We start from the raw sequence: 22,591 nt of genomic DNA, 5'->3' as shown, positions 1-22,591 counted from the left end.
AGATCGCTCATGGAACCGATACTCGCGGCAAACGCCGACCTGGCATGGATGCTGGCCGCCTTTGTCTTCGTCCTGCTGATGTTCCCCGGCCTCGCCTTCTTCTACGGCGGCATGGTCGGGGCGAAGAACGTCCTCAACATCATGACGATGGTCATGTCCACCCTCGCCATCACGGCGGTGCTCTACGTCGTCGTCGGCCACGGGCTGGTGTCGGGTCCGTCGGTGGGCGGGTGGGGCCTCATCGGCAACCCGACCGACTACATCGGACTCACCAACTGGCTGACCGACGACGCGACCGGATCCACCCAAACCCTCTACTACGCCGCGTGGTTCATCCTGTTCGCAGCCATCACCATCGCGATCGTGGCCAGCGGCGCCGCCGGCCGCATGAAGTTCTCGTCGTGGCTCGTCTTCGCGCCGATCTGGCTGCTCGTGGTGTATTTCCCGGTCGCGCACTGGGTGTTCGCCGCCGACGTCGACGACAACTACAGCGGCGGGTTCCTGCTCAACGACATCGAGATCGTCGACTATGCCGGCGGAACCGCGGTCCACATGAACGCCGGTGTCGCGGCACTGGCTCTCGCGGTGGTCCTCGGTGCGCGCAAGCGCCGGATGGAACGACCCCACAACGTGCCGATGACCATCATGGGCGGCGGCATCCTGTTCTTCGGCTGGTTCGGGTTCAACGGCAGCTGTGCACTGGGCGCGAACTTCCTGGCGCAGGCGGTCATTCTCAACACGCTGCTCGCGGGTTCGGCGGGCATGATCGGATTCGCCGCCATCGAGAGGTGGCGTGAGGGCCACGTGACCTCGCTGGGCATGATCACCGGCACGGTCGCCGGACTCGTCGGGATCACCCCCGCGGCCAGCAGCATGGCGCCGCTCGGCGCGCTGCTCGTCGGTATCTTCGCCGCCGCGGTGGTCGCGTTCCTGCTGAGCTTCAAGAGCAGGCTCAAGATCGACGAAACCCTCGACGCCTTCGCCGTGCACGGCATCGGCGGCATCGTCGGCACCATCTGCATCGTCCTGTTCGCCGCCGAGGCCGCCCCGGCCGGTGTCCAGGGCGTCCTGTTCGGCGGCCCGGTCGACATCGTCTGGCGTGAGCTCACCGGCATCGTCATCACCTGCACCTACTCGTTCGTCATGACCTGGCTCATCGCGAAGGGACTCGACAAGCTCATCGGCCTGCGCGTCGACGAGGAGACGGAGATGACCGGCCTCGACGCCGGCCTGCACGCCGAGACCGCCTACGAGATCCCCAGTGCGGGCGTCGGACACGCCGGCGGTCTCGCGACGATGGCCCCGGCACGAGCGGCGGACAAGGTGGAGGAGGCCATGCCCGCGTCGACGCCGCCGGCGGCGTCTGCGCAGGTCTGATCGCTCAGCCGTGACTGCTCAGGCCTGACCTCAGTGCACGATCCTTCGGGGGCCCACCGTTTCGGCGGCGGGCCCCCGAACCATGTGTTTCTCGGCCGAAATCCTCTCGGCTGAAACGACACTCATCGCTCACGAAGACGAAACAGACCCGCAACATCCACCCGGTCTACTAATAGTAGACAACGATTCACCCGAGTGGACATATCGATCGCGAACACCTAAAGTCGACCCCCGGAGCACACCATGACCACCACCACAGCGCCCGCCGACCCCAGCGCCCTCGCCGAACTGTGTGCCGAGCACGGCACCAGGTTCATCCTCGCGATGTTCGTCGACCTTCGTGGCAAACCTTGCGCGAAGCTGGTGCCGGTCGAGGCAGTCGACGAACTCGCCACCGACGGAGTGGGTTTCGCCGGGTACGCGGTCGGAGCGATCGGGCAGGAGCCCAAGGACCCGGACCTCATCGCGATCCCTGACGTCAGCTCTTTCCTGCCCATCCCGTTCATCAAGGAGGGTCTCGCGGTCGTCCAGTGTGATCCACATGTGGAGGGCAAGCCGTGGCCGTTCGCCCCGCGCAACATCCTCAAGGCGCTGATCGCGCAGACCGCCGACGCCGGCTTCGAGCCGTGGGTGGGTGCCGAAGTCGAGTACTTCCTGCTCAAGCGCGCGCCGGACGGGTCCCTCGTCACCGCCGACGCGGCCGACGACTCCGATCAGCCCTGCTACGACGTCCGCGGTCTCACCCGCATGTACGAGCACCTCACCACGGTGTCGACCGCCATGAACCAGCTGGGGTGGAGCAACTACGCCAACGATCACGAGGACGGCAACGGACAGTTCGAGCAGAACTTCGCCTACTCCGATGCCCTGACCACCGCCGACCGCGTCGTCACACTGCGCTACCTGCTCTCGGCGCTGGCTGCCGAGAAGGGCATGATCGCGACCTTCATGCCCAAGCCGTTCGCCGATCGCACCGGGTCGGGACTGCACTTCCACCTGTCGCTCACCTCGGCCGGGGAGCCGGTGTTCCCGCAGGTCGCCGACGACGAGCGTGGGCTCGGACTGTCGCAGACCGCGTACGGATTCATCGGCGGCATCCTGGAGCACGCACCCGCGCTCCAGGCCGTCATCGCCCCGACGGTCAACTCCTACAAGCGAACCGGCGCCACCGCCACCAGGTCGGGAGCGTCGTGGGCGCCGCGGCGGGCCACCTACGGCGGCAACGACCGAACCCATTACATCCGGGTGCCGGACGAGCAGCGCGTCGAGCTCCGCGGCGGCGACGGCTCGGCCAACCCCTACCTCGCGGCCGCGGCGCTCCTCGCTGCCGGACTCGACGGCATCAAGCGCAGCCTCGACCCCGGTGAGGTCGGCAAGTGCCCGGGACACATCGCCGAGATCCCGCTGACCCTGCTGCACGCCGTCGAGGCGCTCGAGGGTGACGCAGTGGTCTCCGGATCGCTCGACGCCGCCATACCCGAGGACTGGCCGGCCGATCAGCAGAAGGTGTCCACCTACTTCGCCGGTCTCAAACGCGAGGAATTCTTCGACTGGCACGCGGCGGTCTCGCCGTGGGAGGTCGACAAGTACCTCACCGCCTTCTGACGCCACGACTCCCCGACTTCGCAACGACCCTACCCACCTCGACGTAAAGGACTGATCATGTGCGGAATCGTCGGGTTGCACCTGCGCAATCCGGATCTCCATCCCCGTCTCGGGCAGATGCTCGCGGAAATGCTCGGCGAGATGCAGGACCGCGGTGCCGATTCGGCCGGCATCGCCGTCTACGGAAACGCTGCCTGGGCCCCACCCGGCCACGGCTGCATCTCACTGCTGGAACTCGACGTGCTCCCCGAGGAGGTCTCGACCACGCTCAGTGCGGCGCTCGGGGTTCCCGTTGCCGCGCAATCGATCGACGTCACGCTGGTGGCGTCGGCGCCGGTGGGCGCCGAGGAGCTGCTCGCCGCCGCACGTGCCGCCTATCCCGACGCGCTGGTCGCCGGGTTCGGCTCCGACCTCACCGTCTTGAAGGGTGTCGGCGCGCCCCGTGAACTCACCGAATCCTGGGGCCTGGCGTCCGCTTCGGGCTGGCAGGGTGTCGGCCACACCCGCATGGCCACCGAGTCTGCGGTCACCTCCTCCGGTGCCCACCCGTTCGCCGTCGGCCCCGAGCAGTGCCTCGTGCACAACGGGTCGTTCGCCAACCATGCGACCATTCGACGCCAATTGCGCGCCGAGGGAATCGAATTCGACAGCGAGAACGACACCGAGGTCGGGGCGCGTTTCGTCGCCCACCAGCTCGCCGCGGGCAAGGACGTGGAGACCGCGCTCAAGGAGGTGTGCGCCAACTTCGACGGTTTCTACACGCTGCTGGTGTCCAACCGCGACTCCTTCGCCGTCGTCCGCGACGCCATCGCCTGCAAGCCCGCAGTCATCGCCGAGACCGACGACTGGGTCGCGATGGCCAGCGAGTACCGCGCCCTCGTCAAGCTGCCGGGCGTGGAGAACGCCCGCATCTGGGAGCCCGAGCCGGAGGTGGTCTACGCATGGACACGCTGAGCGTCGACCCCGTCACCACGACCATCCCCATCCCGACAGACAGTGCGAGAGCTGAGACGATGAGCCCCAATCACCACTTCGATCTGGCGACCACATCATTGCGCGAGATCAATTCGGCGCTGCACGGTGACATCTCGGGTGAGATCATCATCGACAATCCGGCAGGCGCCCACAGCATCGCCGCCGGTGTGAATGTTCCGGTGAAGATCACGATCAACGGTCACGTCGGCTACTACGCGGCCGGGATGAACCAGCAGGCCGAGGTGACGATCGACGGCAACGCCGGCACCGGGGTCGCCGAGAACATGATGAGCGGCAGCGTCATCGTGCGGGGCAACGCCTCCCAGTCTGCAGGCGCCACCGCGCACGGGGGCCTCCTGGTGGTCGAGGGCGACGCGGCAGCGCGGTGCGGCATCTCGATGAAGGGTGTCGACATCGTCGTCGGCGGAAACGTCGGCCACAACAGCGCTTTCATGGCGCAGGCCGGACGCCTGGTGGTCCGCGGCAACGCCGGCGACGGCCTCGGTGACTCCATCTACGAGACCCGCATCTACGTCCGCGGCGAGGTCGCGTCACTCGGCGCCGACTGCATCGCCAAGCCGATGCGAGAGGAACACATCGAGGAACTCACCGGGCTGCTGAAGGCTGCCGGCTTCGGTGACGACGACCCGCGCACCTACACCCGTTACGGATCGGCCCGCGAGCTGTACCACTTCAAGGTCGACAACACTGCCGCCTATTGATCTGGCGCCTATTGATCTGGCGCCTATTGACCTGGGCGCAACAACTCTCGCGAATTCACCGCCCGAGGAACCCGTTCCTCGGCCACGCACCCCGGAGACATCACCATGACCGAGAACCTCAGCGTCGAGCAGCGCGGACTCCGTGAATCCGCCACCTTCGACCGCACCACCATCGCCGCCATCCAGCGCGCGGCCGAGACCGGGATCTACGACATCCGCGGGTGGGGCGCCAAACGCAAGCTCCCGCACTTCGACGATCTGCTCTTCCTCGGTGCGTCGATGTCGCGCTACCCCCTCGAGGGATATCGCGAACGCTGCGACACCGACGTCGTGCTGGGTAGCCGCAATGCGAAGTTCCCGCTGCATCTGTCGACTCCGGTCACGATCGCCGGGATGAGCTTCGGTGCGTTGTCGGCCGCGGCCAAGGAGGCGCTGGGACGCGGCGCATCGGAGGTCGGCACGTCGACCACCACCGGTGACGGCGGCATGACCCCCGAGGAGCGCGGTCAGTCCAAACACCTCGTCTACCAGTACCTGCCGTCGCGGTACGGGATGAACCCCGACGATCTGCGCAAGGCCGACGCGATCGAGATCGTCCTGGGGCAGGGCGCCAAGCCCGGCGGCGGCGGGATGTTGCTGGGACAGAAGATCTCCGAACGGGTCGCCGGGATGCGCACCCTGCCCCAGGGCATCGACCAGCGAAGCGCGTGCCGTCACCCCGACTGGACCGGTCCCGATGACCTCGCCATCAAGATCAACGAGCTGCGCGAGATCACCGACTGGGAGAAGCCGATCTACGTCAAGGTCGGAGCCACCCGGACCTACTACGACGTGAAGCTCGCGGTGCACTCCGGTGCCGACGTCGTGGTGGTCGACGGGATGCAGGGCGGCACCGCCGCCACCCAGGACGTGTTCATCGAGCACGTGGGAATCCCGACCCTCGCCGCGATACCGCAGGCGGTGCAGGCACTGCAGGAACTCGGCGTTCATCGAGAAGTACAGCTGATCGTCTCGGGCGGCATCCGTAACGGTGCCGACGTCGCGAAGGCGATGGCACTCGGCGCCGACGCGGTCGCGATCGGTACCGCCGCGCTGATCGCGCTGGGCGACAACGATCCCCGTTACGCCGAGGAGTACGAGGCGCTCGGCTCGGCCGCCGGGTACTACGACGACTTCCAGGACGGACGCGACCCCGCGGGCATCAGTACGCAGGACCCTGAGCTGTCGGCGCGATTCGACCCGGTCCTCGGGGGCAAGCGTCTCGCGAACTTCCTGCGGGTGATGACCATGGAGGCACAGACCATCGCCCGTGCCTGCGGCAAGGCGCATCTGCAACATCTGGAACCCGAAGACCTGGTGGCCATCTCGATCGAGGCGTCGGCCATGGCCCGCGTCCCGCTCGCCGGCACCAGCTGGATTCCGGGGACGGGGCTGTGAGCGACACCACAGCGTCGGTCGTCATCGTCGGCGGCGGCCTCGAAGGTGCGGCCGCGGCGTGGGCGCTCGGGCAGCGCGGCGTCACCGATGTGGTCGTCTGCGAACGGGACACCGTCGGCGGCGGTATGACCGGCAAGTCCTCAGGCATCGTCCGTTGCCATTACGGGGTCAGTTCTCTGGCCGCGATGGCCGCAGTCGGACTCGAGGTGTTCGAGAAGGCCGCGGAGATCTTCGGCACCGACATCGGTTTCCGGCAGACGGGATACGTCGTCGGGGTGGGGGAGGCGAATGTCGAGAACATGCGCAAGAGCCTCGCCGCCCAGCGTGAGGTCGGGGTGCAGAACGAGGAGATCGACGCCGCCGAGGTGGCCAAGATGTGGCCGACCGCCGACCTCGAGCCCTTCGCCGCCTTCGGCTGGGAAGAGCGCGGCGGGTACGGCGACGCCTACCAGACCGCACAGGCCTTCGCGGCATCGGCACGGGCAACCGGCATCCGAATCCGACAGGGTACCAACGTCATCGGACTCATCGTCGACGCCGACCGCGTCACCGGTGTCCACCTCGCCGACGGATCGACGATCTCCGCGGACACCGTCGTCGTCGCGACCGGTGTGTGGTCCAAGCCGTTCCTCGCGCCCTACGGCATCGACGTCCCGATCGAGGTGCATCGCGAACAGATCGTGATGATCAACCCCGGTGACGATCTCGGTGAGGTGCCGGTCTTCTCCGACCTGGTGTCGCTGCAGTATGTCCGCCCAGATGTCCGTGGCGAAATCCTGTTCGGCAACAGCGACCTCGCGGCCCTCGACATCGCCGACCCCGACGACTACAGCAACCGCGCCGATTCCGCCTTCATCGATCTCACCGTCGACAAGGTCGGTACCCGATTCCCCGGGTTCACCGCTCCGGCGATCACCACCAGCTACGCCGGCTGCTACGACGTGACCCCGGACTGGAATCCCATCATCTCGCGCGGGCCGTTGGACGGTCTCGTCCTGGCAGCCGGGTTCAGCGGCCACGGGTTCAAGATCTCACCGGCCGTCGGCCGGTTGATCGCCGACCTGGTCGTCGACGGCCGCAGTGCCGATCCGCGCATCCCCGAGTCGGACTTTCGCTTCGCACGGTTCGCCGACGGTGACCTGCTGAAGACCCGGTTCCCGTACGTGGGCGCGGGCGAGATGCGCTGATCCCCCGAGGTCCCAGGGCGGCCTGGCCCCGGCCGGCAGACGAGAGGGCGCCAGAACGTGTGTCAACTGTCAGGAAACGGCCTGGCTCACTATGCTGGCAGCGTGGCCGACGACCCTTTGATCCGCAACCAGTCCGGTATCGCGCGGGAACGCCCCGTCGACCAGTCGGTCGAGGAGCTCGAACTCGAGACGGCGATCGCGCACAACGTTCGCCGGTTGCGGAGGCAAGAGGGATTGTCGGTGGGCGACATGGCCTCTCGCGTCGGTATCTCGAAGGCGATGCTGTCCAAGATCGAGAACGCCCAGACCTCGTGCAGCCTGTCCACCATCGCGCGACTCGCCAACGGTTTCAACGTGTCGGTCACCTCGCTGTTCCGGGGCGCCGAGACGGAGCGGTCGGCGGTGTTCGTGAAGGCGGGCGAGGGGTCGGAGATCATTCGCGAGGGTTCCCGCGAAGGACACGAGTACGAGCTGCTCGGATCGCTGCGTGGCGAGCACAAACGGCTCGAGTGCCTGCTCGTGACGCTGACCGAGAAGTCGGTGACGCAGCCGCTGTTCCAGCACGCGGGTACGGAGTTCCTCCACGTCCTCGAGGGCGTGATGGATTACGCGCACAGCCGGTCGGTGTACCGGATGCATCCGGGCGACTCGCTGCAGCTCGACGGCGAAGGTGCACACGGACCCGTCGAGCTCGTCGAACTGCCGGTGCGTTTCCTCTCGGTGATCGCCTTCCCCGACTCGGCCATCTGACTGCCGGTCGAGTGGTTCGGAGGGTGGCCTCCCTGTTGTCCGAGCGGCTCGAAGAGTGGCCCCCTGTTGGCCGAGTAGCTCCGAGGGGCTACCCGAGGAGCGCGATCGAGGTCACTCCCCCTCACCACGAAGATCGAAGTCGTACCGCGACGTCGGCACCACGTCGAGATTCCGGTCTGCTCCGAAGCGCGCAACGCTGTTGAGCATCAGTGTCATTCGACGTTCGAGTTCGGCCTGGTCACCGCCGCTGCCGTAGAAGGCGTGGATGTCGGTGACGGCCGCGGACGGAAACAGTTCCTCGACGATGGCGTCGATCTGAGGGGTGTCCTCGGTGAGTGCGCGCTCGACGATGTTCTGCACGTACCCGAAGGTCGCCTGTGTGTCGATGGCGACCTGTGTGTGATGCCCGAGCCAACGATCGAGCCATTCGTCGCGGTCTAGGTCTGCCGGTCGGCGGAGGAAGGCGACGTTGGCCAATGCGTCGATGCGGGATCCGTCGGCCGGTAGCGGCGGGTCGAGGGGAGTGCGGTCGGTGACCTCCCACGCGGCGACGGTCCCGCGGATGCAGTCGCCGACCGCATCGAGCACCGGCTCGATGTGCTCGGCCCAGAACGTCACCACCGCCGCGATCGGCGGGGCGAGTTCGTCGATGCGCATCGCCCCCGACACCGCGTCGTCGCCGATGTTGATCTGCAGGCGTGCGGCGCCGGCCGCCGCGCACCGCTCGACGAGGACTTCGGCTGTCGCGCGCGTGAGTTCGTCGCTCCTGATGGCGACGACGACCTTCGAGAGAGTCACGTCGCGAACGGTACCCGTCGCCTCATCCGCCGGCGTGGGGTCCGACGAAATCGCACCCGCGATCGCAGCCCGCCGATGGCCTACTGCTCCGAGAAGGGTGGGTACCGCCCGTCGACGTCTTTCACGAGTTGCATGTCGTCGCAATGCTCGATCACCAGCTCTGCGGACATGCAGTTGCTACTGGTCAATGTCCATCCCTCGAGGTCGGCGTACGGGATTGCAGACCAGCTGGTCGCCAATTCGTTCTGCGAGGGCAAACCGATGATCGTCTTGGTATCGACACCAGCCGATGAGGTGGAATGCAGAAAGAGCCTGTCGTCGAAGAGTTTCACGCCCCGCAGATCGAGGCTCTCCACATCCTCACCGCGCCGGTCGATCACAGGTTTCCCGGTGTTCATGTCGAAAACCTGGAGCAGGTTCGAACTTCTGACCAGGAAATAGTCCCGCGAGAGCTGGTAGAAGGGTCCGGTGAATGAGGTGTCCGCATCCTCGGGAAGGGCCTTGCCATCAGGGGTGCGCACGACGCGCTCCCCGACCCGGAAACCATCGGTGAAAGCGAGGAGCTTCCGCGAATCCAGCTGCTGGACAATGGGTGCGGTCATGATTGTGGTGCCAGACCGCGCATCGACGACGTCGACGAGACTGGCGTCTTTCGGGTGGAATATCGCCAACGCATCGGGTGCCGACGCATAGCTCGGCTCGCCAGGATGAGTCCAGCTGGTCGAGAGATCGGTGGAGCGCAGAACTCTGGTGGTCGGTGCTCCGGTGGCGCCGCGGACCAGCAGCGGAACCCCGAAGGAGCTGCTGCCCCGAATCTCGGCATCGAGTGGCAGATCTACCGTTGCAGCAGGATTCGGACCCTCGAGCGTGAAGACGTGTGCCCGCTTGTGGTCCTTCAGCGGCTCGAGCCCCGACGCAGGGGTGCCGCGTCAGATCGAGAAGCTCAGAACTCCTCCGCACCGATGAGTGCGGCGTCGTCGTCGACTTCGTGGTTGCTCCTGACCTGGATGAGCGCGACGGCTCCGAGTGCGACGACGCAGTAGCCGGCGGCGAACCACCACGGCGCGGCCTCGGAGCCGAACCACTTGGCCAGGTAGGCGACGAGCACCGCGGCGATGGCCGCACCCATCCAGCGGAGGAAGCTGAAGCCGGCGCTGGACACCGAACGCGGGGTGTCGGCGCCGCCCGAGGACATGGCCAGATCGGTGAAGAGGGTGTTCAACGTTCCCGAGGGCAGGCCGGAGAGGATGACGGCCAGACCGATGAGCCAGATCTGATCGGTGAGGGTACCGACGCCGGCGAGCACCATCACGAGCCCGTAGGCCGTGATCGCCATCAGTACACCGGCTTTCGAGCCGACGGTCCTGGCGAGCGCCGGCGCGACGAACACTCCGGCGATCGCGGTGAGCAGACCCCAGCCGAAGAAGATCAGTCCGGCGTGAATCGGGCGGAGTCCCATGGCGATCGGGGCCCACGCGATGACGGTGAACAGTGCGCCGGTGTAGAAGGCCGAACCGATACCGGAGATCGCGAGCGTGCGGTTGCGTAGTGCCTTGAGGGGGTCGACGATCCGGACACGCTGGCGGGTGGCCCGGCCGGCGTCGGCGGGCAGCATCACCGCGCACAACACGGCACCGAAGAGCATGAGCAGTGCGGTACCGGCAAACGGTGCGCGCCAGGTCCATTCACCGAGGGTGGCACCCAGCAACGGGCCGACGGCCAGGCCGATGCCGAGTGCGGCCTCGTACATCATGATCGCGCCCTGTCGGCTGCCCGTGGCGGCCGAGACGATGAATGCCAGTGCCGTCGCGAGGAACAGGGCGTTGCCGAGGCCCCAGATCACGCGGAAGGCGATGAGCTGGTCGATGTTGTCGGCGAAGGCGGAGATCCCGGCCGCGACGACGATGAGGACCAGACCGACGGTGAGGGTCCGCTTGGCGCCGAAACGGTACGCGGCCCAACCGGTCAGCAGCATCGCGACGCACTGCACGCCCACGTAGACGCCAAAGAGCAGCGTGACCTTCTCGGGTGGGGCGTCGAGCGCTTCGGCGATGCTGTGCAGGATCGGGTCGACGAGGCCGATGCCCATGAAGGCGATCGTGGCCGCGAACGCGGTGATCCACACGGTCCGGGGTTGCTCGCGGAACGTGGCGAGCATCGACTTCTCCGAGGTGGCTCCGCCGGCTGTCGGCTTGTCTTCGGTGACGGTCATGAAGTCCTTCGAGTCGGCGAGATGATGAGGGACGTGTCCGCGCGGATCACACTGCGGAACCCGGCCGCGTCGGTTGGTTGTCGAGTTGGTCGCGCAGGGCTTGCAGAACCGGTCCGGCCGCCGCGATGGCCGCGCGGTCCTCGTCGCTCAGGGCGGCGAGCGCGCCGGTGAGGACGACGTCGCGTTCTTCGCGGATCTGTGCCACCAGCGCACGCCCGTGGTCGGTGAGCCCGACCAGGACTGCGCGGCGGTCGTTCGGGTCGGGTCTGCGTTCGACGAGTTCGTGTTTGGTGAGTCCGTCGATCACCGAGGTCGCGGTCGGCATCCGAATGGACTCGCGATCGGCGAGTTCACCCATGCGCATCCGACCGTGATCGGCGAGGACGTTGAGGGCCGACGTCTGCGCCGCGGTGAGCTCGACCGACGGCGCTCGCCGACGAAGCGCCAGGTAGAGCCTGGTGAGTGTCGGCCGCAGAGTGGCGGCGAGCTGCGCGGGATCGGTGGCGGACACATTTAGATACTCTAATACTTAGAATCCCGAATTAATACCTCGAGTCGCTGTGACGATGCAGACAGCGCGGAGCATCACCGCACCCTCGCCGCCGCGTGCGATGAAGAGTTGTCGGGGGTGTCGGGGTGTCGGGGGTGTCGGGTCAGACGCCGATCGGTTCGCCGCCGTTGCGCCACACCGCCACGACGGAGGGCCGGGGCTGGGAGTTGCCGCCGTCGGGCCAGTGCGATGCCGGGTTGTCGGCCGAGTGATCGTCGAGCTCGCCCGGGTGCTGAACCGCGATCAGGATGCGGTCGCTGTCGATGACCGGACCACAGGTCTCGCCGCCCCTGGGGACGGTCAGGAACTGCTTGGTCTCGCCGCGGCGCTCGCCGTCGAGCGCGACGGCGAACAGGCCGTCGTTGGTGCCGAGGGCGTTGCCGTCGGTGGAGATCCACAGGTTGCCGTGTGGGTCGAAGGCCACGTTGTCCGGGCAGGAGATGGGGCTGACCGCGGTCTTGTCGAAACCGCCGTAGTAGGTGTCGGCGGCGGCCGGATCCCCGCACACCAGCAACAGTTCCCAGGTGAACTCGGTGCCGGCGTGGTTGTCGGTAATCTCCAGGATCTGACCGTTCTTGTTCTCGTTGCGCGGGTTCGCCGCGTCGGCGACCGCCTCACCACCGGTCCCGCGATCGCTGTTGTTGGTGAGCGCGCAGTACACCTTGCCCGTCTTCGGGTTCGGCTCGATGTCCTCGGGACGGTCCATCTTGGTGGCACCGACGGCGTCGGCGGCCTGGCGGGTGAACACCGCCACCTCGGCCGCCGACATACCCGGGATGTACGAGCGCGCCGAACCGTCGGCGTCGACGGTGAGCAGCGGCTTCCATGAACCCCTACCCGCGAACTTCCCCGCCGAGGGGAGGTCGCCGGCGCCGTCGACGGGTTCGGCCGAGTCGCCGGTGAAGGTGGCGACGTAGAGCGTGCCCTCGTCGAGGATGCCCATGTTGTGTTCGCGCGCGGTCTTCGACAATCCGCTCTTGATCTTTCGGCTCGACACGAACTTGTAGATGTACTCGAACTTCTCGTCGTCACCGCTGTAGGCGACGACGGTGCCCTTGTCGGGATCCCTGTCTGTGCCTGGACCCCTGTCTGTGCCTGGAGCACCGCCGACGACGTAGATGTTGGCCGACTCGTGTTTGAATCGGCCCAGCGAACTGTGTTTGACCGCAACGGCTTCTGGGTCGTGCGGATCGACCTCGACGATGTAGCCGAAGCGGTTGGCCTCGTTGGGTTCTTTCGCGAGGTCGAAACGGTCCTCGAATCGGCCCCAGTGGTGCTCGTCGCCGTCGTCGTCGAAGGAGTAGCGGTCGAGGCGCTCGACCGTCTCGGGGTCGGTGACCGTGCTGGCGTTGCCGAAGTAGGTGTTGAAGTTCTCCTCGCCGGAGAGCATCGTGCCCCAGGGCGTGAGGCCGCCCGAACAGTTCGCGAACGTCCCCAGGACGGTGGTGCCTGCCGGGTCGGCGGTCGTCGTGACGAACTCGCTGCCTGCGGCCGGGCCGGTGAGCCGGAACGGACTCGACGCCGTCAGCCGCTGATTGCGCGGGCCGACAACGGGTGTGAGGGCCCCGGAACCGGACTGCGCGACCACCTCGACCACCGCGATGCCGACCGAGGCCATCGCGATCCGGGCCTGCTGCTCGGTGGGCTCGCCGTCTTGATAGCCGGCGAACATGAACGGTTCGGTGGGGTACTCGAGGTTGGCGACGAGGTAGAAGTGGTTGGGCACACCGTCGACCGGGATGAGCCCGGCGAAGTCGTTGTTGAAGCCGAACTGTCCCGCCTGGGCCTCGGGGGTCTGCTTGGCGAAGTCGAATTCGGGTGCGCCGGGCAGGACCGGATCACCCCACCGGATCACGACCTCCTGCGCATACCCCTCGGGGATCACCACGGCGTCTTCGGTGTTCGGCGCGACCGCGGTGAACTTCATGCCCGGCAGCGCATCGCCGGGTGAGGCTGCGCCGTTCGACGACCCAGAGCCCGACGACCCGGCGTCACCGCAGGCGGCCAGCAGCGAGGTCGCACCGACGGCAACCGCGGCACCGGCCGAGGTCTTCAGGACGCTTCGACGCGACACCGCGGTGCGCACCACATCGCGAAAGTACGTGTTGTCGCTGGTGTTCCCCGGATCCTGGCGGCACGCGTCGCCGCACTTGTAGCGGCAGGTCACGTGGGCGCGTCGGGAACGCCCGGCATCCTCACCGGTGGACATGAACAGCTGCAACGGAATACGCACACGTGCTCCTCTTCGGCGACGTCGCGCTCAGGGGCTGATCGCACGACGAGAAGTACGTTAAGAGGGTGAAGCGAACCGATGGATACCCGCGCGTGAACGGGAACCCAACACCGCAGATCGTTCCACCCACGCAGATTGTTCCACGTGGAACATTTCCGGCTCTCCGGTCAGAACCGTCCGCCGGTGCCGATCCGGCCCGAGGTGCCCGAGCCGCCGAACGAGCCCGGGCTGCGTCCGCCGCTGCTGAAGCCGCCCCCGCCGAAGCCCCCGCCGAAGCCACCCCCGCCGTATCCGCCCCGCCCGCCGATCGTGCCGCGGAGGAAACTGTCGACGAGGATGCCGCCGAGGACCGCGCCGGTGGTCGACGCGCCGCCGGGCCGCGGCCGCTGTGTCTGTTGCCAGGTCACCACGTCGCCCTGGGCCGCCATCAGGGCTTGGTCGGCCAGCGACCCGGCCCGACGCGCCGCGTCCGTCGCAGCCGGCGGATCGGTCGCCGCGGCGGCGGTGGCCGTCTGCAGTAGGCGCTGCGCCTCCGACAGCCGCGTCCGAGCGATGGACTGGACCGCGCCGCGGCGCGTGCCGATGAAATCGGCAGCGGTGGTCACCTTCGCGCCCGCCGACTCGAGTGCGGCGGTCAGCACCTGAGCGCGCCGCGTACGTTCGGCGGCGGCGTCGCGTGCCGCTGCGAGGGCGTCGTCGAGGTCGGCATCGGCATCGACCAGCGCGGTGAACGTGCCCAGCGGGTCGGCGTCGAAGTTGTCGCGCGCGGCGGCCACGGCGGCCGTGGCGACCTCTACGGCGGTGGCGAGGCCGGCGCCTCCGTCGGTGCTGAGCGCGGCGGCTTCGGCGAGTTCGCCTTCGACTTCCTCGATGAGTGCGGGCATCCGGGTCCGCGCGGCGGCGATGTTCGCGTCGGCGTGGTCGATGGCGTCGAGCAGGGTGGTGGCCTGTTCGATGGAGCCCTCGGCGGAGCGGATCGCGGCCACCGCCGGACCTTGCTGGCCGACCGGCGCGGCGATCGCCGCCCGGCCCTGATCGGCCGTCGCCTCGGCGAAGTCGACCTGCTGACGGGCGAGGTCGACGTTGTCGAGGATCGAGGCCAGCGTGTCCTCGCCGTGCTCGGCGACGAGGTCGGTGAGCTGCTGCGACGCGGACTCCAGACGTGCGCGCAACCCGACGAGCTGTTGGGTGATCGCGTCGAAACGGGCGTCGGCGTTGATGAGGAGATTGCGCATGCCGTCGAATGTCTCGACCTGGTCGTCGAGTGCGCTGTCGATGTCGGTGCACGTCGTGATGATCTGCACGAGCATCGATCGGCGCTCGTCGTCGGTTTCCGGGATGTTGTCATCGAGGCGTTGCCGTATGGAAAACGAGTTCGAGAGCGCCTGTTTCGCCCGGTCGAGGGCCTTGGTGAACGGTGCGGTCTCGACGGCCCCGAACTCGCCGACGGCCAGCTGCAGTTCCTCTTCACTGGTGCGGATGGCGTTGTCGAGGTCGGTCAGGACCTCCCGCGACCACGGGTCGAGCACGTCGAGAGGTTGTGTCGCGAGCTGGTCGACGGTCAACTCCTGCTCCCGCAGGGTCTCGAGGGTGCCGTCGATGCGCCGCTGCTTGCGACGCCGCGAGTACAGCACTGCGCCCCCGCCACCGAGGACGAGTGCCCCGCCCACGACGCCAGCCGCGATGACCCCGGTGTAACCGGGTTCCAGAGCTGCGGACAGCCCGTTGACGGCGGCGAGTCCGGCGTCGGCCCAGTTGCCCTCGCGCAACTGCGGGACCACGTCGTCGGTGGCGACCTCGTCGAGGGTCGACTGATCCAGGCCACCCACACTGTCCGGCGCGAACAGGCGGTATGCGCGATCGTCGGTGGCGACGGCGAGTAGCGCGTCGTGATCGCCGAGTTCGCTGGCCACGGCCGTCTGGTCGGCCCACTGCTCACTGCTGAGACCGTCGAAGTCGCGTACGTACACGATCCACATCTGGACGTTGTGCGCGTTGTAGAGCGAATCGACGGCGTTCTCGAGTTCGGTCCGTTGGGCCGGGGTGATCGCGTTCGCGGAGTCGACGACATACGTCGGCAGGCGCGTGGGCGGCTCGGCCGATGCGGTTCCGGCGCCCACGCCGGATGGTCCGGCGACGAGCGACCCGGACAGCAGCGTCACGGCCAGGCCGAAGAGTCCGACCAGCCCGACGACAGCCGCGAAGCGACGAATCGCGGCACGTCCGAACCCGCTTCTGGAGGTCGGCAACCGATGCATGATCACAAATCTAACCAGCCGTCGCATTCGGGTGAGTGTATGGCCGCCGGACCGGAGATCGGCCGTGCGTTCAGTTGCGCGCGTCGCGCCACCTGCACAGGGCCTCGAGAGCCGTGAGGTCGTAATCGGGCCCGGTCACCCCGACCGTCAGCAGCGTGACGCCCTCGTCGGCGAGCGCGTCGGCATCACGCAGCAGTGCGTCGGTGTTCCCGTCGAAGTTCAGCCCCGACGACCGTTCGATGGTCTCGGGATCGCGTCCGACCGCCGCGCAGTGCTCGGCCAGCACCTTCGACTTGTGCCGGTACTGCTCGACGTCGTTGAAGCCGTGCCACACGTCGCCGTGTTCGGCGATGTAGCGCAGCGTCTTCTTCTCGCCGCTGCCGCCGATGAGGATGGGGATGTCGCGTGTCGGCGCCGGGTTGAGTTTCGCCAGGCGGGACTTGATGCGCGGAAGTGCGGCTCCGAAGTCGTTGAGACGCGATCCGACGGTCCCGAATTCGTAGCCGTACTCGTCGTAGTCTTTCTCGAACCAGCCTGCGCCGACACCGAGGATCAGACGCCCGCCGCTGATGTGGTCGACGGTGCGGGCCATGTCGGCGAGCAGCTCGGGATTGCGGTAGGAGTTGCAGGTCACCAGGGCGCCGATCTCCACCCGTGAGGTCTGTTCGGCCCACGCGCCGAGCATCGTCCAGCATTCGAAGTGCTCGCCTTCGGGCGCGCCGTAGAGCGGATAGAAGTGGTCCCAGTTGAAAGCGATGTCGACGCCGGTGTCTTCGGCGCGACGGACCGCGTCACGGATCAGTGCGTATTCGGGAGCGTGCTGGGGCTGGATCTGGACACCGATGCGAATGGGGAATGCCATGACGACCAGTCTGCCTGCATTCACCGTCGGGTGTCACCCGCTGATTCCTGAGGTGCGCCCCGAACCTGCGGAGGGCGCGTCCCCGAAGGTCCATGAGGTACGAAGTATCCCGTGAGCACCCGACCCAGCGCCCCGCCTCTCGATGAACTGCGACGCCGCACCAGCTCCAAGTGGAGCACTCACCCCGACGACGTGTTGCCGCTGTTCATCGCGGAGATGGACTATCAGCTCGCGCCGGTGGTCGCCGACGCCATCATCGCCCGCGTGCGCGCCTCCGACGTCGGGTATGCCGGGGACTCGGGCACGGTCGGGCCTGCCTTCGCCGGTTTCGCCGATCGCCGGTGGGGTTGGCGGGTCAGTCCCGACGACGTCACCCTCACCACCGACGTGAGTGTCGTGATCGTGGAGACGCTGCGCACCGCGATCGCCCCCGGCGACGGCGTCGTCCTGATGCCGCCGGTCTATCCGCCGTTCTTCGAACTCATCCCCGAAGCCGGCGGCCGGGTCGTCGAGGTGCCGTTGCTCGAGACGCCCGCGCACGGGTCGTCGGCCTGGCGGATGGACCTCGACGGTGTCGAGGGCGCATTGGCCGAGGGCGCCCGCGCGATCCTGCTGTGTCATCCGCACAATCCGCTGGGGCTGGTCCATCCTGCCGCCGACCTGGCCCGGCTGGCCGAGCTCGCCGCCGCGTACGACGCGACCGTTGTCAGCGACGAGATCCACGCTCCACTGGTCCATCCGGGAGCCGGGTTCACCCCGTTCCTGGCGGTGTCCGACGCCGCGCGCGAGATCGGGATCGCGGCGCATTCGGCGAGCAAGGCGTTCAATCTCGCGGGGGCCAAGTGCGCGTTCATGGTTGCCGCCTCGGACCGCACCCGGGCGATCATCGCGCGCCAACCCGACGAGGTCCGTTACCGCGCAAGCCTGTTGGGTCGTGCGGCAACCGAAGCGGCCTTCGGTCACGGCGACGAGTGGCTCGACGCCACGATCGAGGTCATCGGCGAGAGCCTCGACCTCCTGGAGAAGCTGCTCGCACAGCATCTTCCGGGTGTCGGCTACACCAGGCCGCAGGCGTCGTACCTGGCCTGGCTCGATTTCCGTGAGGCGGGACTGGGCGACAACCCCGGTATCCCGATCCTCGAGCGCGCACGGGTGGCGCTGCACTACGGGCCGGCGTTCGGGAAGCCGGGCGCGGGCTTCGCGCGGCTGAACGTCGCGTGTTCGCCGGAGGTGCTGACCGAGGCGATCGAACGGATCGCGACCGTGGTGCCGTGATCCGGGTGGTCGTCGAGAAGGCTGCGCGTCGTCGACGCGATTCTTGCGGAGTCGGCAAGTGCCCTGGATACCTTCGGGCTCTCGTGCCACAGTCGAGGACATGAGTTCCGACGACGTACGTCCCGACACCGCAGCCGATTCCGACCGTCCCGACGATTCCGGGAGCGCGCAGGAGTGGGACGAGCGCTACCGCAGCTCCGAGCGGTTGTGGACCTCCGAGGTCAACCCCGCGCTCGTCGCCGAGGTGTCCGACCTCGACCCCGGGGTCGCGCTCGACGTCGGTTCCGGGGAGGGTGCCGACGCGCGCTGGCTCGCCGACCGCGGATGGCAGGTCACCGCCCTCGACATCTCGCAGGTCGCGATCGACCGGGCCCGGGAGATCGATCCGCGGCCGACGATCACCTGGCTGCGGGCCGACGTTCTCGCCGATGACGTGCCCGCCACCGACGTCGATCTCGTTACGCTGCACTACTTCCCGATCCCCAAGCGGAGCGTCGACGCCGCGCGCCGTCTGGTGGACGCGGTCGGTCCGGGCGGCTCGATACTCGTTGTCGCGCATGCGCCGGAGGGCGTGCGGGCCCACGGTTTCGACCCGGACGACTACCTCCAGCCCGCAGACTTCGCCGGCCTGCTCGGCGACGAGTGGCAGATCGTCACCGACGAGACACGCGAGCGGGGCAGGGCGGCAGGGGGAGGGCACCACACCCACGACGTCGTGTTCCGGGCGCGACGCGGACCCGAGTGAGATCGCGTTGCGTTTGTCCCCGGAAGGCGGGCACGAACGCAACCTGATCTCGAGATCGGCGATGCCCTAGCCGCCGAACAGCAGGTACAGCCCGAGGAACGTGTAGAAGACCATCGTCACCATCATGGTGAGCTGCCCGGTCAGCTGGTGCCGACGGGGGAGGAGCCGCAACGACGCGTCGTGGGCGGCGGCCACCCCCAGCATGTGCCCGCCCAGCACGAACACCACCTTGAGTGTCACCGTGAGCGTCGGGTGCGCCGACATCACATACACGGGGTGGGCATCGCTGAGCCACAAGATGTTCCAGCCGCGACCCAGCGGATCGCCGAGGGCGAGGATGGCCTCCTGGCCCTGCTCCACGAGTGACTGCAGGTAGTGGGCGAGGATGTAGCCGATGACGATCGGGATGAGCGAGTGCGCCATCAGACCAGGCAGGCGACGCCGGAGATCGGGCTGCACACCGCCCACGGCGCGGGCCGCCGACCAGAACGTGAGCGCGACGACACCGACGAACACCAGCAGTCCGGCGGTGGAGATCAGGGTGGCGATCACCTCGCTGCCATGGGAGACGTCGGCGACGAGATCCTGCCACTGCGGGAACGCCGAGAAACTGTCGAAGGCGGTGGACCCGAGCAGGATTGCGAGAACGGCGACGGTACCGGGCAGGACCGGCAGGGTGGTCAGTGAGTTCATCGGACTGCGCAGGATGACCCGGCCGTCGGCGTTCTTCGCGAACGGGGCGAGCCGGGAGGCGACCGTGCTGTACACCGCGAACGGGTCGGCGTCCTCGGTCCATCGCAGCCCGTAGACCACGCCGCCGACGAGGGTGATCACGAGGTAGCAGATCAGCCAGATCCGCACCGAAGAAACCGAATCCGGTTCCGGTGACGCCAGTTCCAACCAGACGAAGGCGAACAGGCCGAACGCCGCGGGCCACCAGCCCAGGCGGCGCGGATAGTCCGTCAGGCCGACGACCCGTGGGCCGAAGAGCCCGCGGGCAGCCCGCAACACGGTGCGGACCGGCGACAACACCCGCCACACCGGGCCGATGAGCGCCGACAATACGATCATGCCGACCCACAGCAGCACGTAGAACGCGCCCGGCAGGGGGTTCTCGTCGGTGGCCGGGCCCAACGCGGCCACCACCAGCCACACGGTCAGAACCAGTGCGGCACCGGCGATCACGCCGCGAACCCACCGGTTGTCGACGACCGTCGTGACCCATACCGGCAGGTCCCGCCCGGCGTCGGGCCGCCCGTATCGTGGTGTGCGCCAAGCAAATGCGATGACGGCGAAGGAGATGGTCAACGCCCATGCGCTGCCGATCAGCACCGCGGTCAGCGGAATGGGCAGGAACTCCGAACCGCCGAGTCCGTGGGCGAGCAGGGTGTCAGTCGGCCTCGCGGGCGGGGTCATCGGCCTCGTTCCGGTTCGCTGGATCGGTGGGATCGGGGTGGGTGGTGCGCGCCGAGTCGCCGGGGGTGTCCTCCCCGGCGCCCCCGGCATCTTCGGCGTTCTTGTCCTCGGCATCCGCGTCGTCACCGGCATCCTCGTCGTCATCCCCCCGACGACGATCGGCGATCGCGATGGCGATGACGACGCCCACCACCAGGAACGCGGGGATCACCGCAGGCAGGGCCAGCACGAGCGGGTGCGTTGCCAGGTGAAGGACGACCGGGTCCGCTGCGGCGGCGATCATGGTTGTGGCTGCAACTCGGGCTCACGTGCACCCGAGGTCTGCTCGTGGGCGTTGATCCGCCCGGCCCCCCACGACAGCGCCGCGATGAGCAGCAGCGAACACACCAGCACCACCAGGGAGGCGGCGCCGAAGAGCCACGACGGATAGTCGAAGGTGCGCTCACGCTGCAGGATCGAGATCTCGGCGACGAACGGTTTCGTCGACGTCTGTTGCGCAGGCTCCCCCTGTGCGCCGATCGCGGGGTCCGCGGGCAGGTACACCGGGACACCGGCCATGGTGGTCCCGTCCTGCACGCGCAGGATGGTCTTCCACGAGCCCGACACCGGCATCGGTTCGGTGGAACGGAAGTGGTTCGGGCCCACGCGATCGAGTCGGTCGATGACGATGCCGCGATCGTTCTCGATCCCGCCCTGCCAGGACATCAGCGTGACCCACTCGGGGTCGTCGCTGACCGCGTCGGCCGGGTCGAGGAAAACCTCGGCCGTGACGTTCTGTTCGGCAGCCTCGTTGGGTCCGGCGGGGGTCAGGACGATCCGGGCGGAGGACTCCGCGGGCACGGAGACCCGCAGGCCGTTCGCGACGGCACCGCCGATCACGACGACAGAAAGCACCACGGCGGTGACACTGATCCAGCGCCGGGGGAGTCGCTCACCGACGGAGACGATGCCGAGCAGCCCACCGCACAGACCCGCGACGACGCCCACCGGGACGGCCATCGCCAGGGCTTCGCCCCACATGCCGGTGACCCACGGGAAGGGGTACGCCGCGGCGATCCACCAGGACTCGATCCAGAGTCCGAGCGTCGCGACGCCGAGGCCTGCGACCGCGCCGAACAGCGCGCGCCGCTTGATGAGCGGGGTCAGGGCGAGCAGTTCGATGACGACGGCTGCGCCCAGGTAGAGGGGGAACACATTGATCGGTGCGCCGAGCGCGGGGCCGACGACGACCGCGACCACGCCGCGCAGCAGGATCGCGAGCACGGCCGCGACGAGGGCGGCGCCCGGTCCGAGGCTGATCCGGGCGGCGACGAGGGCGAACGCCCCGGCACCGGCGATCATCATCGGCTGCAGCACGAGCCGGAACTGCTCGACACCGAAGTCGTACTCGATCTGGAAGACCGACATGCCGATCACCAGGCCGCCGAAGGCGAGGCAACGGACCAGCCACTGTCCGCGTCCGTCCGCCGGGGCGTCGGGGCCCATCGCGGCCCTGCCCTCACGGTCGAGGATGACCACCGCGATGAGCGACAGACCCGCGCCACCGATCAGCATCAGATGCGTCGGACCCCAGAGTGTGACGTCCTGGCCGAAGATGCGGTGCCAGACATCGTCGAGCGGAAAGCCCAGCAAGGCGTAGAAACCGCAGCCTGCCAACAGGAGTCCGCCGACCGGTGCGTACCAGTGCCGGGTGATCCGGACCGCCGACCGCCCGGGCTTGTCGAAGGGCAGGAACACCGACAGCATTCCGGAGATGAACAACAGGAACAGGCCCACCAGGATGAAGTAGTGCGCCGGGTTGGCCAGTGGCCCCTCGTCGCGGCCGTCGCCGATGTGCAGGCTGACGTCCCAGAGGAAACCGAACAGGGCGCAGATGATCGTGCTGGTGAACAGGAAGATCGGCAGGGCCGCCCACGGCGGTCGGTTGACGCGTCGCGCGGCCCATTCGGACAGGGTGACCAGCCAGGTGATCTTGCGCGTGCGGTGCAGGTAGCCGATCCAGAGCAGACCGACCGATACGACGGCGGCCGCCCCGGACATCAGGAAGACCTGGTCCAGCGCCGCTCCGCCGCCCTCCGCCGCGAGATGAAGGTCCGTGACATCGCGTGTTGTCATGGACGAAGTATGCACAACTCAACCCGTGTCGCGGAAGGCACTCCACCAAATCCGACATCGGCGAGCTGCGCGCC

19 protein-coding genes are annotated in these 22,591 nt (G+C 67.9%); 9 read left to right on the top strand and 10 right to left on the bottom strand.

The window, feature by feature from the left end; genetic code table 11:
- The first annotated feature begins 9 nt into the window (after positions 1-9).
- From H1R19_RS22720 to H1R19_RS22690, 7 genes are all read left to right on the top strand, one after another.
- On the top strand, positions 10-1,377 hold the full coding sequence (locus H1R19_RS22720; protein WP_188330546.1) for an ammonium transporter: 1,368 nt from the start codon (positions 10-12) through the stop codon (positions 1,375-1,377).
- A gap of 243 nt (positions 1,378-1,620) precedes the next feature.
- Positions 1,621-2,982 carry a type III glutamate--ammonia ligase gene (glnT, locus tag H1R19_RS22715; RefSeq protein WP_188330545.1) on the top strand — a complete coding sequence of 454 codons (1,362 nt, stop codon included), beginning with the start codon at positions 1,621-1,623 and terminating at the stop codon, positions 2,980-2,982.
- 57 nt (positions 2,983-3,039) lie between these two features.
- Positions 3,040-3,936 (top strand): class II glutamine amidotransferase domain-containing protein, encoded by an 897-nt coding sequence (locus H1R19_RS22710; protein ID WP_188330544.1) that lies wholly within the window; start codon positions 3,040-3,042, stop codon positions 3,934-3,936.
- Complete coding sequence (locus tag H1R19_RS22705; RefSeq protein ID WP_188330543.1) at positions 3,924-4,679, top strand: GltB/FmdC/FwdC-like GXGXG domain-containing protein; 756 nt, start codon at positions 3,924-3,926, stop codon at positions 4,677-4,679. Before H1R19_RS22710 ends, H1R19_RS22705 begins: the two co-directional genes overlap by 13 nt.
- 105 nt (positions 4,680-4,784) lie before the next feature.
- Entirely contained in the window at positions 4,785-6,116 is a 1,332-nt protein-coding gene (locus tag H1R19_RS22700; RefSeq protein WP_188330542.1) for an FMN-binding glutamate synthase family protein, read from the top strand.
- Entirely contained in the window at positions 6,113-7,303 is a 1,191-nt protein-coding gene (locus tag H1R19_RS22695; protein ID WP_219850233.1) for an NAD(P)/FAD-dependent oxidoreductase, read from the top strand. The genes H1R19_RS22700 and H1R19_RS22695 overlap by 4 nt, the downstream gene beginning before the upstream one ends.
- Before the next feature lie 57 nt (positions 7,304-7,360).
- On the top strand, positions 7,361-8,053 hold the full coding sequence (locus tag H1R19_RS22690) for a helix-turn-helix domain-containing protein (RefSeq protein WP_188330540.1): 693 nt from the start codon (positions 7,361-7,363) through the stop codon (positions 8,051-8,053).
- 111 nt (positions 8,054-8,164) lie between these two features.
- On the opposite strand, the gene H1R19_RS22685 is transcribed toward H1R19_RS22690, so the two are convergent.
- The 7 genes from H1R19_RS22685 to H1R19_RS22655 form a co-directional block, all read right to left on the bottom strand.
- The gene (locus H1R19_RS22685) at positions 8,165-8,824 is read right to left on the bottom strand and encodes an EthD domain-containing protein (protein ID WP_244971022.1); all 660 of its coding nucleotides are present in this window, start codon (positions 8,822-8,824) and stop codon (positions 8,165-8,167) included.
- A gap of 107 nt (positions 8,825-8,931) precedes the next feature.
- Positions 8,932-9,453 carry a hypothetical protein gene (locus tag H1R19_RS22680; protein WP_219850232.1) on the bottom strand — a complete coding sequence of 174 codons (522 nt, stop codon included), beginning with the start codon at positions 9,451-9,453 and terminating at the stop codon, positions 8,932-8,934.
- A gap of 341 nt (positions 9,454-9,794) precedes the next feature.
- Positions 9,795-11,063 carry an MFS transporter gene (locus H1R19_RS22675; protein WP_188330538.1) on the bottom strand — a complete coding sequence of 423 codons (1,269 nt, stop codon included), beginning with the start codon at positions 11,061-11,063 and terminating at the stop codon, positions 9,795-9,797.
- A gap of 46 nt (positions 11,064-11,109) precedes the next feature.
- On the bottom strand, positions 11,110-11,574 hold the full coding sequence (locus H1R19_RS22670; protein ID WP_188330537.1) for a MarR family winged helix-turn-helix transcriptional regulator: 465 nt from the start codon (positions 11,572-11,574) through the stop codon (positions 11,110-11,112).
- Between the two features lie 142 nt (positions 11,575-11,716).
- Positions 11,717-13,846, bottom strand: coding sequence for a PhoX family protein (locus H1R19_RS22665; protein ID WP_219850231.1), 2,130 nt, complete (start codon positions 13,844-13,846; stop codon positions 11,717-11,719).
- Positions 13,847-14,013: 167 nt separating this feature from the next.
- Positions 14,014-16,104 (bottom strand): TPM domain-containing protein, encoded by a 2,091-nt coding sequence (locus H1R19_RS22660; protein ID WP_219850230.1) that lies wholly within the window; start codon positions 16,102-16,104, stop codon positions 14,014-14,016.
- Positions 16,105-16,174: 70 nt separating this feature from the next.
- A complete protein-coding gene (locus H1R19_RS22655) occupies positions 16,175-16,966 on the bottom strand; it encodes an LLM class F420-dependent oxidoreductase (RefSeq protein WP_188330534.1) in 792 nt (263 codons plus the stop codon).
- Between the two features lie 111 nt (positions 16,967-17,077).
- Here H1R19_RS22655 and H1R19_RS22650 point away from each other — a divergent pair, with 111 nt between their 5' ends.
- Both H1R19_RS22650 and H1R19_RS22645 read left to right on the top strand, forming a co-directional pair.
- Entirely contained in the window at positions 17,078-18,241 is a 1,164-nt protein-coding gene (locus H1R19_RS22650) for a MalY/PatB family protein (RefSeq protein WP_188330533.1), read from the top strand.
- Between the two features lie 100 nt (positions 18,242-18,341).
- Positions 18,342-18,986 carry a class I SAM-dependent methyltransferase gene (locus H1R19_RS22645; RefSeq protein ID WP_219850229.1) on the top strand — a complete coding sequence of 215 codons (645 nt, stop codon included), beginning with the start codon at positions 18,342-18,344 and terminating at the stop codon, positions 18,984-18,986.
- A gap of 66 nt (positions 18,987-19,052) precedes the next feature.
- Here the strand turns inward: H1R19_RS22645 and H1R19_RS22640 are convergent, their stop codons facing one another.
- Genes H1R19_RS22640 through H1R19_RS22630 form a run of 3 tightly spaced genes read right to left on the bottom strand, consistent with a single transcriptional unit; the run spans position 19,053 to position 22,517 of the window.
- Entirely contained in the window at positions 19,053-20,402 is a 1,350-nt protein-coding gene (locus H1R19_RS22640; RefSeq protein ID WP_219850228.1) for a hypothetical protein, read from the bottom strand.
- Positions 20,377-20,685: a hypothetical protein gene (locus tag H1R19_RS22635; RefSeq protein WP_219850227.1), complete on the bottom strand. Its 309-nt coding sequence runs from the start codon at positions 20,683-20,685 to the stop codon at positions 20,377-20,379. The genes H1R19_RS22640 and H1R19_RS22635 overlap by 26 nt, the downstream gene beginning before the upstream one ends.
- A complete protein-coding gene (locus H1R19_RS22630) occupies positions 20,682-22,517 on the bottom strand; it encodes a hypothetical protein (protein WP_219850226.1) in 1,836 nt (611 codons plus the stop codon). The genes H1R19_RS22635 and H1R19_RS22630 overlap by 4 nt, the downstream gene beginning before the upstream one ends.
- Between the last annotated feature and the right edge of the window lie 74 nt (positions 22,518-22,591).

The sequence above is a fragment of the Gordonia jinghuaiqii genome (genome assembly GCF_014041935.1).
GTDB lineage: Bacteria > Actinomycetota > Actinomycetes > Mycobacteriales > Mycobacteriaceae > Gordonia > Gordonia jinghuaiqii.
This window is presented reverse-complemented; position numbering and strand designations above follow the sequence as displayed.